At 64.8% G+C, this 16,442-nt stretch carries 17 protein-coding genes; 5 read left to right on the plus strand and 12 right to left on the minus strand.

Annotated features, from left to right (window positions below; genetic code table 11):
• The 5 genes from XH98_RS17060 to eno form a co-directional block, all read right to left on the minus strand.
• Positions 1 to 774: GAF domain-containing protein (locus XH98_RS17060; protein ID WP_271619338.1), on the minus strand; the 774-nt coding region annotated here is incomplete at its 3' end.
• A 188-nt stretch (positions 775 to 962) separates the two neighbouring features.
• Positions 963 to 1,280, minus strand: a complete 318-nt coding sequence (locus XH98_RS17065; protein WP_027529774.1) for an FtsB family cell division protein — start codon at positions 1,278 to 1,280, stop codon at positions 963 to 965.
• 171 nt (positions 1,281 to 1,451) lie between these two features.
• The gene (locus tag XH98_RS17070) at positions 1,452 to 2,003 is read right to left on the minus strand and encodes an NADPH-dependent FMN reductase (RefSeq protein ID WP_271601139.1); all 552 of its coding nucleotides are present in this window, start codon (positions 2,001 to 2,003) and stop codon (positions 1,452 to 1,454) included.
• Positions 2,004 to 2,233: 230 nt separating this feature from the next.
• Entirely contained in the window at positions 2,234 to 3,385 is a 1,152-nt protein-coding gene (locus XH98_RS17075) for a zinc-binding dehydrogenase (protein ID WP_271619339.1), read from the minus strand.
• A gap of 48 nt (positions 3,386 to 3,433) precedes the next feature.
• Entirely contained in the window at positions 3,434 to 4,717 is a 1,284-nt protein-coding gene (gene eno / locus XH98_RS17080) for a phosphopyruvate hydratase (protein ID WP_271601137.1), read from the minus strand.
• Between the two features lie 112 nt (positions 4,718 to 4,829).
• On the opposite strand from eno, the gene queF reads away from it, so the two are divergent.
• Positions 4,830 to 5,306, plus strand: coding sequence for a preQ(1) synthase (gene queF / locus XH98_RS17085; protein ID WP_271619340.1), 477 nt, complete (start codon positions 4,830 to 4,832; stop codon positions 5,304 to 5,306).
• A 37-nt stretch (positions 5,307 to 5,343) separates the two neighbouring features.
• Here the strand turns inward: queF and XH98_RS17090 are convergent, their stop codons facing one another.
• The 4 genes from XH98_RS17090 to XH98_RS17105 all read right to left on the minus strand — a co-directional run bounded on the left by XH98_RS17090 (position 5,344) and on the right by XH98_RS17105 (position 8,464).
• Positions 5,344 to 5,811 carry a universal stress protein gene (locus tag XH98_RS17090; protein ID WP_271619341.1) on the minus strand — a complete coding sequence of 156 codons (468 nt, stop codon included), beginning with the start codon at positions 5,809 to 5,811 and terminating at the stop codon, positions 5,344 to 5,346.
• Between the two features lie 147 nt (positions 5,812 to 5,958).
• The gene (locus XH98_RS17095; RefSeq protein WP_271619342.1) at positions 5,959 to 7,170 is read right to left on the minus strand and encodes an MFS transporter; all 1,212 of its coding nucleotides are present in this window, start codon (positions 7,168 to 7,170) and stop codon (positions 5,959 to 5,961) included.
• Complete coding sequence (gene kdsA, locus XH98_RS17100) at positions 7,170 to 8,021, minus strand: 3-deoxy-8-phosphooctulonate synthase (RefSeq protein WP_271619343.1); 852 nt, start codon at positions 8,019 to 8,021, stop codon at positions 7,170 to 7,172. Before kdsA ends, XH98_RS17095 begins: the two co-directional genes overlap by 1 nt.
• Before the next feature lie 116 nt (positions 8,022 to 8,137).
• Positions 8,138 to 8,464, minus strand: coding sequence for an NIPSNAP family protein (locus XH98_RS17105; protein WP_271601133.1), 327 nt, complete (start codon positions 8,462 to 8,464; stop codon positions 8,138 to 8,140).
• A gap of 195 nt (positions 8,465 to 8,659) precedes the next feature.
• Here XH98_RS17105 and XH98_RS17110 point away from each other — a divergent pair, with 195 nt between their 5' ends.
• The 4 genes from XH98_RS17110 to XH98_RS17125 all read left to right on the plus strand — a co-directional run bounded on the left by XH98_RS17110 (position 8,660) and on the right by XH98_RS17125 (position 13,261).
• Positions 8,660 to 9,334 (plus strand): response regulator, encoded by a 675-nt coding sequence (locus tag XH98_RS17110; protein ID WP_271601132.1) that lies wholly within the window; start codon positions 8,660 to 8,662, stop codon positions 9,332 to 9,334.
• Positions 9,331 to 10,707, plus strand: coding sequence for a sensor histidine kinase (locus XH98_RS17115; RefSeq protein WP_271601131.1), 1,377 nt, complete (start codon positions 9,331 to 9,333; stop codon positions 10,705 to 10,707). Before XH98_RS17110 ends, XH98_RS17115 begins: the two co-directional genes overlap by 4 nt.
• Before the next feature lie 111 nt (positions 10,708 to 10,818).
• Complete coding sequence (locus XH98_RS17120) at positions 10,819 to 11,454, plus strand: class I SAM-dependent methyltransferase (RefSeq protein WP_271619344.1); 636 nt, start codon at positions 10,819 to 10,821, stop codon at positions 11,452 to 11,454.
• 148 nt (positions 11,455 to 11,602) lie between these two features.
• On the plus strand, positions 11,603 to 13,261 hold the full coding sequence (locus XH98_RS17125; protein WP_271619345.1) for a hypothetical protein: 1,659 nt from the start codon (positions 11,603 to 11,605) through the stop codon (positions 13,259 to 13,261).
• A 41-nt stretch (positions 13,262 to 13,302) separates the two neighbouring features.
• On the opposite strand, the gene XH98_RS17130 is transcribed toward XH98_RS17125, so the two are convergent.
• The 3 genes from XH98_RS17130 to tpiA form a co-directional block, all read right to left on the minus strand.
• Positions 13,303 to 14,934: a CTP synthase gene (locus XH98_RS17130; RefSeq protein WP_271601128.1), complete on the minus strand. Its 1,632-nt coding sequence runs from the start codon at positions 14,932 to 14,934 to the stop codon at positions 13,303 to 13,305.
• 166 nt (positions 14,935 to 15,100) lie between these two features.
• Positions 15,101 to 15,490 (minus strand): preprotein translocase subunit SecG, encoded by a 390-nt coding sequence (gene secG, locus XH98_RS17135; protein WP_220005706.1) that lies wholly within the window; start codon positions 15,488 to 15,490, stop codon positions 15,101 to 15,103.
• Between the two features lie 139 nt (positions 15,491 to 15,629).
• A complete protein-coding gene (gene tpiA / locus XH98_RS17140) occupies positions 15,630 to 16,385 on the minus strand; it encodes a triose-phosphate isomerase (RefSeq protein ID WP_271619346.1) in 756 nt (251 codons plus the stop codon).
• Positions 16,386 to 16,442: the final 57 nt, after the last annotated feature.

Genomic DNA, 16,442 nt, shown 5'->3' on the forward strand with positions numbered 1-16,442 from the left:
CCGCAGCGCCCTGCCCGGCGCGATCCCGAGTCCGGCCCGGGCGGTGCGGGTCGCGCCGATCACGAGATCGTCCGCGTCAACCGCGACGAGTCCGATCGACTGGCCGTCCGGTCCTTGTGTCAGCACGATGCGGGCATGGGCGAAGGCGCGGCGAAACAAATCAGCCTCGATGCGCCTCGCCGCCTCGGCCGCAGCCAGCGCGATCAGGCTGGAGAACGCGTCGGTGCGGTCGGCACGGCAGGAGGAGACGTCGAGCACGCCGGCAAAGGCCGCCTCGTGATCGTAGATCGGAACGGCGGTGCAACTGAGCAGCGTGTTGCGGGTGAAGAAGTGCTGGTCGCGATCGATCGTCAGAGGCCGCTGCTCGACGACACAGGTGCCGATACCATTGGTGCCCTCGTGCTCCTCGCTCCAGAGCGCGCCGGTCCACAGGCCCCAGGATTGGAATGTTGCATCATCCGCCGGCGTGCCACGGCGGTCGACCGGCACACCGTCGCCATCGGCGAGCAGCACGCAACAGCCGGCCGCACCAACTGCCTGATAGAGCCGGTCCATGGCGCCTTGCGCTGCGGCGAGCAGCGGCGCGATGCGCTCGCGGGCCTGTCGCAGCTCGACATCGCTCAGCCGCAGTGGCGCGCTGCGGCCGGAAGGGTCGAGATGATGCAGACGGGACGAGCGGCGCCACGAGGCCACGAGCGCGGACCGAGCCGCCTGGCCTGATGCAATGGCGGCTTCGACACGAGCCGCGTGATGCCGGGGCATTGACCCATCCATCACCGTTTCCTCCGGAAAGCAGTCTAGGCGGCGCCTCGCGAGTCCGATTGATCTCCGTCAATCCGTGGCGGCATCGCGCGCGGACAAGCAATGCCTCTCTCGCCGCGGCGGCGTCAAGGCGGCGGTCCTACGACCTTCGGAATAGTCGGCGGCGGCTTTCGCGTCAGTTTCGGATACGGCGGAATGCGCTAGTTCTGCGGGATCATCCGAACCAGGTCGTGCGGATTGACATAGTCGAGCTGGAACCGGGCCCGCTCGTCCAGCATGTCAGGGTCGATCTTCTCGGTGCGCAGCAGCGACACGCGCTGCTCGCTGCGGGCGCGCTCGCGCTTGAGCTGGGCCAGCTCGCTGGTCAGCGCGATGATCTCCTGGTCGAGCTCCTGGCGGGCGTTGAGGCCGTATTTGCCGGTATAGGCGTTGACGCCGAAATAGCCGACGATGGCCGCCGCCATCGCATAGAGGGCAAGGCCGGTCAGGATCGATTTGAGGCGGGCACGGGAGACCATGATGGCAAGATGGGCCAGCTTGGTTAAGGGAGTCTTGACGCCCCGTCCCGGTCGTTGTCATTCCGGGGCGCGCGTCGCGCGAACCCGGAATCCATCAGGCCACAGCCTCCGTCGGGAAATGGATTCCGGGCTCGATGCTTCGCATCGCCCCGGAATGACGGAATGAGCGGCTTACCCGTGATGCTTGGCGACATGCGCGGCAAACGCGTCGACGTAGGCCTGGAGCACGCCCTTCAGCGAGTCCTTGGTCAGGTTGCCCTCGGCATCGAAGGCGTCGCCGACCCCGTTCAGATAGGTCTCGGGCTGCTGCATGATCGGGCCGGCGATGCCCGGCAGGATGTTCTGCAGCGTCTTGGCGGCGCTGACGCCACCCAGCGGGCCCGGCGAGTTGGAGATGATGCCGACCGGCTTGCCGTTGAACGAGCTCTTGCCGTAGGGGCGCGAGGCGACGTCGATGGCGTTCTTCAGCACGCCCGGGATGGCGCGGTTGTATTCCGGCGTGACGAAGATGACACCGTCGGACTTCTGCAGCTTCTCGCGGAAGGCCAGCCAGTCGGCCGGCGGCGCGCCTTCGAGGTCCTGGTTGAAGAACGAAATGCCCGCGGGGGTGATCACCTCGAGCTTGAGGGAGCTAGGCGCGACCTTGGCGAGCGCGTTGGCGATCTTGAGCGAGAAGCTGTCCTTGCGCAGGCTGCCGGCGATCACGACGATGTTGTAGGCCATCAGATTATCCTTGGCTTGTCTTTGAAACCTTGAAGGGGAAGTGCCGTCGGCACTTAAGCGATCCGGAGCAAAGGATGCAAGTGCATGAACCGGGCTGGTTTGGAAACGCTGGGTTTCCGAGAAGCAGACGGTCGCCGAAAACCACCGGACCGCCAAGCGGCGGCCCGATCTTTCGTGCAAATCTGCAAAATGGGATCAGATGGTGATCTGCCGTCCCAAATCGCGATTACTTATTTGGGTTGATGAGGAATTTTTTTTGGGTTGATGAGGAATTTTTCGCCGGTGGCACGTTTGGCGTAGACCGCGATGTTGGCGGGATCGAGCGTCTCCTGCAGCGACACCACCTTGGTGTAGTGGCTGGCAAAGGTCGTCTTCAATTCACTCACGACGCGCTGGCGCAGCCGTCCCACATCGGCAGGTCCGATCTTCTGCAGGAACGGGGTGAGCAGCCAGCCGCCGACGCCCCAGGCCATGCCGAACCCGCGCGGCAGTTCGATCGGACGAACGTCGAGCCCGCCGTAGACATAGACCTGCTTGTGCACGCTGGAGCCGTAGCGGCTGTATTCCTTCGCGGTCTTGTTGATCGCGATTTCCATGCAGTTGAGAATGTCGCCGGCAAGCCTGCCGCCGCCGATCGCGTCGAACGCGATGGTGGCGCCGGTCTCGACCAGTGCATTGGTGAGGTCGTCGAGGAAGCTTGGCACGCTGTAATCGACCACATATTTGGCGCCGATCTTGTGCAGGATCTCCGCCTGCTCCTTGCTGCGCACGATGTTGACCAGCGGAATGCCGTCCTTGATGCAGATCTTGTTCAGCATCTGCCCGAGATTGGAGGCGGCCGCGGTGTGCACCAGCGCCTTGTGGCCCTCGCGCCGCATCGTCTCGGTCATGCCGAGCGCGGTGAGCGGGTTGACGAACCAGGAGGCGCCCTCCGCCGCACTGGTGCCCTCGGGCAGCACCTGGCAGTCTCTCGCCTTCAAGGTGCGGTACTGCGCGTACATGGCCCCGCCAATCATCGCGACGGTCTTGCCCATCAGCGCCTTCGCGGCCTCCGACGAGCCGGTCTTGATGACGACGCCGGCGCCCTCATTGCCGACAGGCAGCGACTGATCGATCCGCGCCCCCATCGCCCGCATCGCTCCGTCAGGCACCTTCGCGGTGATGATGGGCGCTTCTTTCGTGCCGGACGCCTTGGCCGTGCTCATGTCGGCAGCGCCAACGAGCAGGCCGAGGTCGGACGGGTTGATCGGCGCCGCCTCGATGCGGACGACGACCTCGTCGTCCGCGGGCTCGGGGGTCGGCACCTCCAGAAGCGAGATTTCCAGCTCACCGCTGCTCTTGATCAGCGAACGCAGTTGCAGTCCGGTCTTGCCGTCGCTCATGTCGATCCTCCCCTGTCCTCGTTTCGCGCTTTCGCGCGGTGACCCCGCTTATGCCAGCGCCTTCAGTGCCGCCTTGCCACCGTACAGCGCCTGCTTGCCAAGCTGCTGCTCGATGCGTAGCAGCTGGTTGTATTTGGCGGTGCGATCGGAACGCGCAAGGGAACCGGTCTTGATCTGACCGCAATTGGTGGCGACCGCGAGGTCGGCGATGGTGGAATCCTCGGTCTCGCCGGAGCGATGCGACATCACCGAGGTGTAGCCGGCCTTGTGCGCCATCTCGACGGCAGCAAGCGTCTCGGTCAGCGTGCCGATCTGGTTGACCTTGATCAGGATGGAATTGGCGCGGCCGGCCTTGATGCCTTCGGCAAGGCGCTTGACATTGGTGACGAAGAGATCGTCGCCGACCAGCTGGCACTTCTTGCCGACGAGGTCGGTGAGCTCCTTCCAGCCGTCCATGTCGTCCTCCGACATGCCGTCCTCAATGGTGACGATCGGATAGCGTCCGACGAGGTCGGCGAGATACTTGGCCTGCTCGGAGACCGAACGGGTCTTGCCCTCGCCTTCATAGACGTACTTGCCGTCCTTGAAGAACTCGGTCGAGGCGCAGTCGAGCCCGAGGACGATGTCGGCCCCTGCCTTGAAGCCGGCCTTGCCGATCGCGTTCATCACGAACTCCAGCGCGGCGTCGGCCGACGGCAGGTTCGGGGCGAAGCCGCCCTCGTCGCCGACATTGGTGTTGTGGCCGGCCTTCTTCAACTCCGACTTCAGCGTGTGGAACACTTCCGCGCCGTAGCGCAGGCCTTCGGCAAAGGAAGGCGCACCGACCGGCAGGATCATGAATTCCTGGAAGTCGATCGGGTTGTCGGCGTGCACGCCGCCATTGATGATGTTCATCATCGGCACCGGCAGCAGCCGCGCCGAGGTGCCGCCGACGTAACGATAGAGCGGCATGTCGAGCGAATTCGCCGCGGCCTTGGCGCAGGCGAGCGAGACGCCGAGAATGGCGTTGGCGCCCAGCCGGCTCTTGTTCGGCGTGCCGTCGAGATCGATCATGATCTGGTCGATCTGGGCCTGCTGCTCGACATCGAGGCCGCTCAGCGCCTCGAAGATCTCGCCGTTGACGGCGCCGACCGCCTTGGTAACGCCCTTGCCGAGATAGCGGGCCTTGTCGCCGTCGCGCAGCTCGACCGCCTCATGGGCGCCGGTGGAGGCGCCGGACGGCACCGCGGCGCGGCCAAGCGCGCCATCCTCCAGCACAACGTCGACCTCGACGGTGGGATTGCCGCGGCTATCGAGGATTTCGCGTCCGATGATGTCGATGATGGCGGTCATGAGGGCCTCTTTTCCGGGAACAAAGGGGGCAGTTCGCGGCTGCTTCTACCGCAATGCATCGAGACGGAAAAGGCCGGGTGACGGCCGCCGAATGATTGGCTATGAGGGCCGCATGTCGAAAAAACCCAGCAAATCGAACACCTCACCCAGCCTGCAACTCGGTCGCGCGGTGGAATGGCCAGATGCGCCTGAGAAAGCTCAGCTCGATCGCGTGCCCAATTCGCAAGGAGGGACCGACTACCTGGTCCGTTTCACCGTGCCGGAATTCACCTCGCTCTGCCCAGTAACGGGACAGCCCGATTTCGCTCATCTGATGATCGACTACGCGCCCGGCCAGTGGCTGCTGGAGTCGAAATCGCTCAAGCTTTACGTCGCGAGCTTCCGCAATCACGGCGCCTTCCACGAGGATTGCACCGTGATGATCGGCAAGCGCATCGCGCGCGAGATCAAGCCGAAATGGCTGCGAATTGGCGGCTATTGGTATCCGCGCGGCGGCATTCCGATCGACGTGTTCTGGCAGACCGGCCGCGTGCCGAAGGGCCTGTGGGTGCCCGAGCAAGGCGTCGCGCCGTATCGTGGCCGGGGCTAGTGGGAGACCCCTGACGTTGACATCCGGCGCGACATAGTCACGCCGTGGCGTCGGGCGGCACGACTAAGACCGGCACGCTTCCGTTCCCGAGGACCTCGGATGTCTGACTTCCCAAAAACAGCTTTCTGAGGCCGCGGCGCCCATGAGAGGCCATGACGATCAAATCGCAGCCTCTGGATCTTGCGGTTTCGACGATCGCCGTGGCCGGGTGCGAATTCGGAACGTGCAGGAGTTCGACCGACATCCCGCGCTGCTCGGCTATGCCTCGTGCCCGATCGAGCACCCTGCCGGCGCGTTCCCTGCAGGCCGCGTCAAAATTGTCGACCTCTTCCTGCGACGGCACCCATCCCGAGTCAAATCCTCCGCCATAATCGATCGGCAGCGGTTCGGTCACGGTGATGATCGTCGCTTTGGCATTCAACGCTTTCGCCAGCGCAATTCCATGCTCGAGGCCTTTTGTGGCGACGTCCGAACCATCGGTGCTCAAGAGAAGATTGGCGTACATTCGGCGGCTCCTTGTTGCGCGCCCCGCATGCCCTCGCATGATGCCCCGGCGAATATGCTGCGATCCTCGCCGCCGGTCCAATCGCTTTTGTTTTAATCTCGATATCCCCGCTGTTACGCCACTTCACACGCCGGTCGCGGCCCTGGATCAGGCTCGCGCGTCGGACGGCGCCCGCGGCCTCAGCAGCGCGGCGCAGGCAAGGCCCAGCAGCACCATGAGCACGGCGCTTGCGGCCAGGGTCGGCGCCTTGCCGGCATGCGCCAGACCGAACCCGTAGGCGAGCGGACCGACGGTCTGGCCCATGAAGAAAAAGAACGAGTGCAGCGACATCGCTGTTGCGCGCGCCTCGACCGACAGCTCGCTGGCGAACACCTGCAGGCAGCCATGGATCATGTAGAAGCCCCAGCCCATCAGCAGCATGATGGCGAACTGGACCTTCCAGCCGGGGCCAAGGGCGAGGGCTGCGAGCTGAAGCGCGACGAGGCTCGCGCCTGCGATCATCATCCCTTTGACGCCCAGTCGCGGCAGGAAGCGCGAGACCGTGAAAGTATAGAACAGCCCGCCGACCGCGAAGCCCGCGATGACGATGCCCGCGATCGACAGCGAGGTCTCGCCGAGATCGAACAGCAGCGCGGCGATGAAGGGAAACAGGCCGAACACGCAGCAGCCCTCGACGAACACGGCCGAATAGCAATAGCGCGCGTTCGGATTGGCGAGAATGGTGCGATATCCCTGCCGCAAGGTCCTCAGATCGCTCTTCGGCCGCGCCGTGAGCGCGGCACCGCGAAAGCCCGCCGCGACCGCGACGGCCGCGATCAGCCCGAGCGCACCGATGATCACCAGCACGCCGCGCCAGCCGACGAGGTCGCCGATGATGCCCGATGCGGTCGCACCTAGCAGGTTGCCGGTCATCGAGCCCGCCAGCGTGCGGCCGATCGCCACCTGCCGCTTCGCCGGCGCGACCAGGTCGGCGGTGAGGCCGAGCGCAACCGGGAACACGCCGCCCGAGGCGATGCCGGCGAGCATGCGGCTGGCGAACAGGCCCGAGAAGGTGGTCGAGAGCGCGCCCAGAATGCAGGCGGCACCGAGCAGCGCCAGGCACAACGTCATCAGCCGAGCCTTGCCGAACAGATCGGCTGCCGCACCGACGATCGGCTGGATCAGCGCGTAGATCAGCGCATAGCCGGCCGCGATGCTTGCCGCCGTCGTGATGCTGATCGAAAACTCCTCGGCAACATGCGGCAGCACCGGATCGAGTGCGCGCGTCGACAACGCGGCGGAGAAGCTGGCGAGCGCGATGATGTTGATCGCAGGCGGAAACTTCTGGTCGGTCGACGGCCCTGCCACGCGCTCGTGCATCAGTGCGCTTGGCCCTTGGCCACCGCGTCGAATGCCATCAGCCTGGCGATCAGTCCTTCGAAGTCGCGCAGCGGCACCATGTTGGGTCCGTCCGACGGCGCGCTGTCTGGATCGGGATGCGTCTCGATAAACAGACCGGCAACGCCGACGGCGACGGCCGCGCGCGCCAGCACCGGCACGAACTCGCGCTCGCCGCCGGAGGACGCGCCCTTCCCGCCCGGCTGCTGCACCGAATGGGTGGCATCGAAGATCACGGGCGCACCGGTGGTGCGCGCCATGATCGGCAGCGAACGCATGTCAGAGACCAGCGTGTTGTAGCCGAAGGAGGCGCCGCGTTCGGTGACGAGCACGTTGGGATTGCCAGCGCTGGTGATCTTCGCAACGACATTCGCCATGTCCCAGGGCGCAAGAAACTGCCCCTTCTTGACGTTGACGACATTGCCGGTTGCGGCTGCGGCCAGCAGCAGATCGGTCTGCCGGCACAGAAAAGCCGGGATCTGCAGGACGTCGACGGCTTGCGCCACCTCGGCGCATTGCGCGGCATCGTGCACGTCGGTCAGCACGGGCAGGCCAAGGGAGGAACGGATCTCGGCGAAGATCGGCAGCGACTGCGCGAGGCCAAGGCCGCGCGCGGCCGAGGCGCTGGTGCGGTTGGCCTTGTCGAAGGAGGTCTTGTAGACGAGACCGATCTTGAGCCGTGCGGCGATCTCCTTCAGCGCGAAGGCCACCTCGAGCGCATGCTGACGGCTTTCGAGCTGGCAGGGACCTGCAATGATCGAGATCGGCAGATCATTGCCGAATTTGACCGACCCGACGCTGACGACCGGCGCTGCAGATTGACTGGTGCTCAAGACGCAAAATCCCTGTTTCGGCGCGACCATAGCGGCCGAATGGGCGGGATCAACCCCATTCGGCCCTGACCTTTGAATATCAGGGTTGCGCCACGGCCACCTGTCCGGAACGACGGCTACTTGACTGAAGAGAAAGCAGTCGGAGCCAGAATCTGGCTGACGATGTTGGCAACGATCTGGCCATCCGCTTCGGACTTGGCGCGCGCCTCCACCCATTCTGGATCGGCCATAAATGCCCCCCATTTCTTCTCGCGCTCGGCCAGTGACTCCCAGGCCAGAAAATAGGTCAGCTCCTGGTTGGATTCGCCGATCAGCGTGGTGAAGAACCCTGCCTGCCTGATGCCGTGCTTCTCCCAGATCTTCAGCGTGGCAGTCTCGAACCGCTTGAGCAATGCCGGCAGGCGACCGGGCACGCAGCGATACTGGCGCATTTCGTAGATCATTCTCGTTTCCTCCCTGGAAGGGTGAGGCGGTTATAGCGATCGGCCATAGGGCTGTCTTGAGCCCTGCCCGACCGCCCCCGCAGCGTTTCGCGCATGGCTGGACGGGGCCCGGCAACGCGCAGCGCCTGTTCCCGCAATGCTGCCGCAATGATCGGGCCGCTAGAATGGCTCGGTTTCAGTTAGGGTACCTGTCACATGCGGATCTTGCTTGTCGAGGATGAAGTCGAGATGGCCGGCGCCCTTTCGTCGGCACTGAAACGCTACGACATGGTGGTGGATCACGCCCCGACGCTTGCGGAGGCGGAGGAAGCGATTTCCGCCGACGTCCATGCCGCCGTCCTGCTCGACCGCCAGCTTCCCGACGGCGACGGCCTCACGCTGATCCCAAAGTTGCGGGCGCGCGCCGATGGCGTGCCGATCATCGTTCTGACCGCGCGCGGCGAGCTCGCCGACCGCATCGCCGGGCTCGACAGCGGTGCCGACGACTATCTCGCCAAGCCGTTCGCGGTCGAAGAGCTGCTGGCGCGATTGCGGGCGGTGCTGCGGCGGCCCGCGGGCCTGTCCCCGGACGTCATCCGCGCCGGCCGCATCGCCTTCGACCTCAACCATCGCGAGGCCAGCATCGACGGCCAGCCGTTCGAGCTTCCCCGCCGCGAGTTGCTGGTGCTCGAAGCCCTGATCCGCCGGATGGGCCGCACGGTGCTGCGCGCGGCGTTGGAGGAAGCCGTCTACAATTTCGACGACGAGATCCAGTCCAACGCGCTGGACACGCATGTCTCGCGGCTGCGCCGCAAGCTTGCCGAGGCCGACGCCGGCGTAGAGATCCACGGCATCAGGGGCGTCGGCTATCTCCTGAAGAAGCTCACATGAGCAGGCACGACGATCCCTATTGCCTGCGCTCGCGATTGAGCTGGCGCCTGCTCGCGCTCCAGGCCGCGCTGCTGCTGGCATTGGTCGGCGTGATCGTCGGTGCGCTCTGCGCCTCAGGCTTCGTGCTGGCGGAGCGCGACGAGGACCGCGTCATCGATGTCGTGCAGCGCGCGCTTGCACGCGACGCAGCTGGTGGCCTGATTCTGCGGTCGACGCCCGATTTGACACAGTTGCGTTCCGAGACACCGGACCTCTGGTTCCTGGTCCGCGACCGGCAAGGACATTCGCTGACCGAAGGCGCCGTGCCGGCGGAATTCGCAACGATCGGCAGCGGTCTCGACCATATCAGCCAGGCGCGGCTCGGCTGGCAGATGTTGGAGGATGATCCGCGCAAGCCGGCGGCGCGGCTGAAGCGCGTCAACACCGATGCCGGCAATGTGCAGATCATCACCGCGACGCAGGGACGGCTGACCGGCGCCAAGGCACTCTTCATGACCTCGCTGGCGTTTCTCGGCATCGCCCTGCCCGGCCTGCTGATTATGGGTACCGCGACCTTCATCGCGACGCCGATGATCGTGCAGCGCGCCTTCCGGGGGTTGGATGCAACCGCGGACCAGGCGCGCCGCATCGACATTCATCAGCGGGGGGCGCGGCTGTCAGTGGAGCGGATTCCGCTGGAGGTCGTGCCGCTGGTCACCGCAGTCAACGATGCGCTGGCGCGGCTCGACCAGGGCTATATCAGGCACAAGCGTTTCGTTGCGGACGCCGCGCACGAGTTGCGCACGCCGATCGCGATCCTCAATACGCGACTGGAATCGCTGCCCTCTGGTCCGGACAAGACCCGGCTGCTGGAGGATACTGCGCGGCTGGCGACGCTGGCCGAGCAATTGCTCGACATCCAGCGGCTCGACCGCTGCGGCCATCCCTTTGCACGTGTCGATCTCGTCGCGGTCGCGCAGAGCGCGGCCGCCGACCTCGCGCCGCTGGCCATTGCCGCCGGCTACGAGCTTGCGCTCGATGCGCCCTCAACGCCGGTCGAGACGATTGGTGACGCAGCCGCGCTGGAACGGGCGCTGACCAATCTCGTGCAGAATGCGATCCAGCACGGCCCGCGCCGCGGCACGATCGGCATTCGCGTCAGCAAGCCCGCTTGCATCGAGGTCACCGACGAAGGCGCCGGCATTCCACAAGATCAGCGCGAGCAGATCTTCGAGCCGTTCTATCGGCTCACCCCGCTCGACCGTGGCGCCGGCCTTGGTCTCAACATGGTGCGCGAGATCGTGCTGCTGCATGGCGGCCAGGTCGCGGTCACCGACGGCGCAGACGGCGGCACCTGCTTCAGAATGACGCTGCCGCCACATCGGCAGGATTGAATCAATCTGCATCCGCACCTCGCAGCGCAATGCTGTCGCAATCCAGCGGCGCAACAGTGCATTCGCATCACCTCTGGTTTCATGAGGTGCAACCGAAATGCCGGAGTGCGCATGCCCAACGATTTTCTCTCCTTCTTCCTGTCCTGGATGTCCTCACCGCGCCAGGTCGGCGCCATCGCACCATCGGGTGCGGCGCTCGCCGATCTCATCACGCGCGAGATTACCGAGAAGACCGGCCCGATCCTCGAGCTCGGTCCCGGCACCGGCGCATTCACCTACAAGCTGCTGAAGCGCGGCGTCAGGCAGCAGGATCTCACGCTGATCGAATACGGCTCGGATTTCATGAAGCTGTTGCAGATGCGCTTTCCCGGCGCGCGCGTGCTGTGGATGGATGCGGCGCGGCTGGCGACGGAGCGTCTCTATGACGGTTCGCCCGTCGGTGCGGTCGTGAGCGGCTTGCCGCTGCTCAACATGTCGACGCGCAAGGTCATCTCGATCGTCAGCGGCGCATTCAGCTATGTCCGCCCCGGCGGCGCCTTCTACCAGTTCACCTATGGCATGAGCTGTCCGATCCCGCGGCCGGTGCTCGACCGCCTCGGCCTGCGCGCAACGCTGGTGGACCGGGCCTTCCTGAACGTGCCGCCGGCCGCCGTCTACAAGCTGACCCGGCGACCGCAAATGACGCTGATTGCGGGATCGCTGGCGCAGGAGGCTTCAACACCCGCCGCAGCGCAAGCGGATTGTTAGACCAACCGCCTCCCTAATTGCGAGCATGGGCTCAATAGCGCTCGGGCGCTCTTCTTGGTATTGTCGCGGCTCGATCTTGCGGATGAGCCGCCGGTGACGCTCAAGGGCAGATGGCGCCGCGGCCAACGCGATCAGGGGAGGCAAGACATTGACCTATTTTGATCTCGGCCCTTACAGCCGCAAAATCACCACCTCGTCGCCCGAGGCCCAGCTCTGGTTCGACCGAGGGCTCAACTGGGTGTTCGGGTTCAACCACGGTGAAGCGATCAAGTGTTTTCGCAAAGCGCTGGCGTACGACGGAAACTGTGCGATGGCGCACTGGGGCATCGCCTACGCATCGGGCCCCAACTACAACCTTCCCTGGGTTCGCTATGACGCCCACGGCCGTCAGCTGGCGCTCGCGGCATCCTACGATGCGACGCAGGACGCTCTCGCGCATGCGGACAAGACTGGCCCGGTCGAGCGCGCGCTGATCCGTGCGTTGCCTGCGCGCTATCCCCAGCGCGAGGCCATCGAGGACATGGCGCCGTGGGACAAGGCTTTCACGCAGGAGATGCGCAAGGTCTTCGCGACATATTCAGACGATCTCGATGTCCGGGCCATCCTTGCCGAGGCGATCATGAACGAGACGCCGTGGCTGATGTGGGACCTGACCTCTGGAAAACCGACGGCGGGAGCCGGCACCGAGGAATGCAGGACGGTTCTCGAACAGGCCTTCGACAGGATGCCGGCGGCATGGGATCACCCGGGGCTGCTGCATCTCTACGTCCATCTCATGGAGATGTCGCCGTTCCCGCAACGAGCAATGCGAGCCGGCGACCGGCTGCGCACGATCGCGCCCGACAGCGGACATCTGATCCACATGCCGACCCATCTCGATGTGCTGTGCGGACAATACAACGACGTCCTGCTGTACAATCAGAAGGCGCTGGCAACGGATCGAAAGTTCCTCGCTTACTCCGACGATCCAGGTGTCTACCTGGTCTATGTCATCCATAATTTCCACTTCGCCATCTACGGCGCGATGTTCCTGGGCCAATATGCTCCCGCCATTGCGGCAGCCGAGGAGCTCATTGCGACCGTGCCCGATCCGGTGCTGCGCATTCAATCGCCACCCATGGCCGACTTCCTGGAAGGCTACCTGACGATGAAGCAGCACGTGCTCGTGCGCTTCGGCAAATGGAACGATATCATCGCGCAAAAGCTGCCGGAGGATCGGGAGTTGTACTGCTCGGTGACCGCCATGATCCACTACGCCAAGGCGGTCGCTCATTCGGCGCTTGGCCACGTCACTGAGGCCGAAACCGAAAAGGCGCTGTTCGCGCAGGCAAAGACCCGCGTGCCGGAAAGCCGGCTCGTGCACAACAACAAGGTCGTGAACCTGCTTGGTGTGGCCGACGCCATGCTGAATGGGGAGCTGGAATATCGCAAGGGCAACTACGACATGGCCTTTGCCGAGTTGCGCAGATCGGTCGCACTCAGCGACGCATTGCCCTATGACGAGCCCTGGGGATGGATGCAGCCGCCGCGCCACGCGCTCGGCGCGCTGCTTCTGGAGCAGGGACGGATCGAGGAAGCCGAGGCGGTGTACCGCTCCGATCTCGGCCTCGATGGAAAGCTAAGCCGTGCCTGTCAGCATCCCGACAATCTGTGGTCACTTCACGGATTGCATGAATGCCTGGTGCGGCGTGGCGACAAGCTCGAGACGCCGCTGATCAAGCAGCGACTCGATCTCGCCCAGGCGCGGGCGGAGGTGCCGATCAAGGCATCCTGCTTTTGTCGCAGGATGGAGATGGCGGCCGCGTAAGCGACCGCGCGAGCCAGGATCACCGGAAACGGCTGAGCCGGTTACACCAGCCGGCTCTGCTTCGCCGCCGCCTCGATGAACGAGGCGAACAGCGGGTGCGGCTCGAACGGCCGCGATTTTAGCTCGGGGTGGAACTGGACGCCGATGAACCAGGGGTGATCCTCGTATTCGACGATCTCGGGCAGCACGCCGTCGGGCGAAAGGCCGGAGAATTTCAGGCCGTGCTGCTCGAGGCGATCCTTGTAGGCGGTGTTGACCTCGTAGCGATGGCGGTGGCGCTCGGAAATCTCGGTCGCGCCGCCATAGACCTGCGAGACGCGGCTGCCGCGGCTGAGCGCGGCGGGATAGGCCCCTAAGCGCATCGTGCCGCCGAGATCGCCGGCCTGCGAGCGCTTCTCGAGCTCGTTGCCGCGCAGCCACTCCGTCATCAGGCCGACCAAGGGCTCCTTGGTCGGGCCGAACTCGGTGGAGTTGGCGTCCTCGATGCCGACGAGATTTCGCGCGGCTTCGATGACGGCCATCTGCATGCCGAAGCAGATGCCGAAATACGGCACGTCGCGCTCGCGCGCGAACTGCGCCGCCTTGATCTTGCCTTCGGCGCCGCGCTGGCCGAAGCCGCCCGGCACCAGGATGCCGTTGACGTGTTCGAGGAACGGCGCCGGATCTTCCTTCTCGAAGATCTCGCTCTCGATCCAGTCGAGATTGACTTTCACCTTGTTGGCGATGCCACCATGCGAGAGCGCCTCGATCAGCGACTTATACGCATCCTTCATGCCGGTGTACTTGCCGACGATGGCGATGGTGACGTTGCCCTCAGGGTTGCGGACGCGCTCGTTGATCTTCTGCCAGCTCTGCAGCGCCGGCGGAATCCGCGAGCCGATGCCGAAGGCGGCGAGCACTTCATCGTCGAGGCCGGCGTTGTGATAGGCCTCGGGGACGGCGTAGATGTTGTCGACGTCGCGCGCCTCGATCACGGCGCTTTCGCGCACGTTGCAGAACAGGCCGAGCTTGCGCCGCTCTTCCTTCGGGATCTCACGGTCGGTTCGGCACAGCAGGATATCCGGCTGGATGCCGATCGAGCGCAGCTCCTTCACCGAATGCTGCGTCGGCTTGGTCTTCAATTCGCCGGCGCTCGGGATGTAAGGCAGCAGCGTCAGGTGGATGTAGACGGCGTGGTCGCGCGGCAGCTCGTTCTTGAGCTGGCGGATCGCCTCGAAGAACGGCAGGCCTTCGATGTCGCCGACGGTGCCGCCGATCTCGACCAGCACGAAGTCGTACTCGTCATTGCCTGACAGCACGAATTCCTTGATGGCGTTCGTGACGTGCGGGACCACCTGGATGGTCGCGCCGAGATAATCGCCGCGGCGCTCCTTCGAGATGATGTCCTGGTAGATGCGCCCCGTCGTGATGTTGTCCTGCTTGGTCGCAGGACGTCCGGTGAAGCGCTCATAGTGACCGAGATCGAGATCGGTCTCCGCGCCGTCATCGGTCACGAACACTTCACCGTGCTGATACGGCGACATCGTTCCGGGATCGAGGTTGAGATAGGGGTCGAGCTTGCGGAGGCGGACCTTGTAGCCCCGGGCCTGCAGCAGGGCACCGAGCGCCGCTGAAGCGAGACCCTTGCCGAGCGAAGAAACCACGCCGCCGGTGATGAATATGTACCGCGCCATGGGACCTAACCTCTAATCCCTCAAACCCGATTCGCCAAAGCGATTCGTATTCAGCCCCAAAGAATCTGCGGGCCTGTGGGTGAGCCAAAACGAAGAATGGTGACAGAGCCTTGATGGGGATTGTTGATGCAGGACGCTAGCCACCGTCCTGCATGGCCCCCCTGCTTTATTGCGAGCGCGGCACCTGCGGGCCGCTCGGCGCCGCCGGAGCCTGCTGCTGCTCGTCCGCCTTCTTCAGCGTGTCCAGAATACCGCCCGACGTCGGCGCGGTGATCGGGTTGGCGCCGCCCGGCTGGGTCTGTGACGCGGGCTGGCCGATGATCGAGGACGGCGCGCGGTTGTAACCGGCGTACCAGGACAGGAACAGGCTGGTCAGGAAGAAGCCCGCCGCGAGGACCGCGGTGGTTCGCGACAAGAGATTCGCAGTGCCACGGCTCGACATGAAGCCAGCACCGCCGCCCATGCCGAGGCCGCCGCCTTCCGACTTCTGCAGCAGCACGGCGCCGATCATGACGGCGACGATCATGAGGTGGATGACGATGACAACGGTCTGCATGCTATCCTTCCGTCACAAGCGGGCGGCGCCTGACGGCGGCCGATCGCGCTTCGCGGGTTTTCCTGAAGTTGCGCGGTGTTACACGATCGGAGGGGGTATTGCCACCCCCGATCGCCCCCGGATCAAAGCTTTGACTTAGCTAGGGGCAACCCTTCGCGATCGCAAGGAAGTCGGCCGCCTTCAGGCTGGCGCCGCCAACCAGCGCGCCGTTGACGTTTTTGACAGCCATCAGCTCGGCTGCGTTCGACGGCTTGACCGACCCGCCATAGAGGATCCGCATTTTCGCCCCGTCAGCCTTGAACCTGGAGCTCAGGAACTCCCGGATAAACCCATGAATCTGCTTGACATCCTTGGCCGTGGGGGTGAGGCCCGTGCCGATCGCCCAGACCGGCTCATAGGCCACGACCAGATTGGTGGCCGTGGAGCCATCCGGCAGCGAGCCGTCGAGCTGGCCGCGGACGATGTCCAGGGTCTGGCCAGCATCGCGCTGGGCCTGCGTCTCGCCAACGCAAACGATCGCGACCAGCCCGGCTCGCCAGGCGGCTTCCGCCTTCTGCCTGACAAGCGCATCGCCCTCGCCGTGGTCGGCGCGACGCTCGGAATGGCCGACGATGATGGCGCTCGCGCCTGCGTCCGCCAACATTTCGGCCGCGATATCGCCGGTATGGGCGCCGGAGGCCTTGGGATGGCAGTCCTGGGCTCCCACCGCGACCTTCTTGCCCCGCGCCTTCTCGGCAAAGGTCGCGATCAGGGTCGCCGGCGGGCAGACCAGCAGATCGGCCTTGCCTGATACCTCTGCCGCACCATTGAGCATGGCGTCGAATTCGGCGGCCTGGGCTTTCAGGCCGTTCATTTTCCAATTGCCGGCGATCAAGGGGCGGATGGCTTCGGTCATGTCAATGTCCAGCGGAATGAGGTTTGTGCATGCGCTAGCAGAGGCGCCGTGGCAGTT

Source organism: Bradyrhizobium sp. CCBAU 51745 (assembly GCF_028128715.1).
Taxonomy (GTDB): domain Bacteria; phylum Pseudomonadota; class Alphaproteobacteria; order Rhizobiales; family Xanthobacteraceae; genus Bradyrhizobium; species Bradyrhizobium manausense.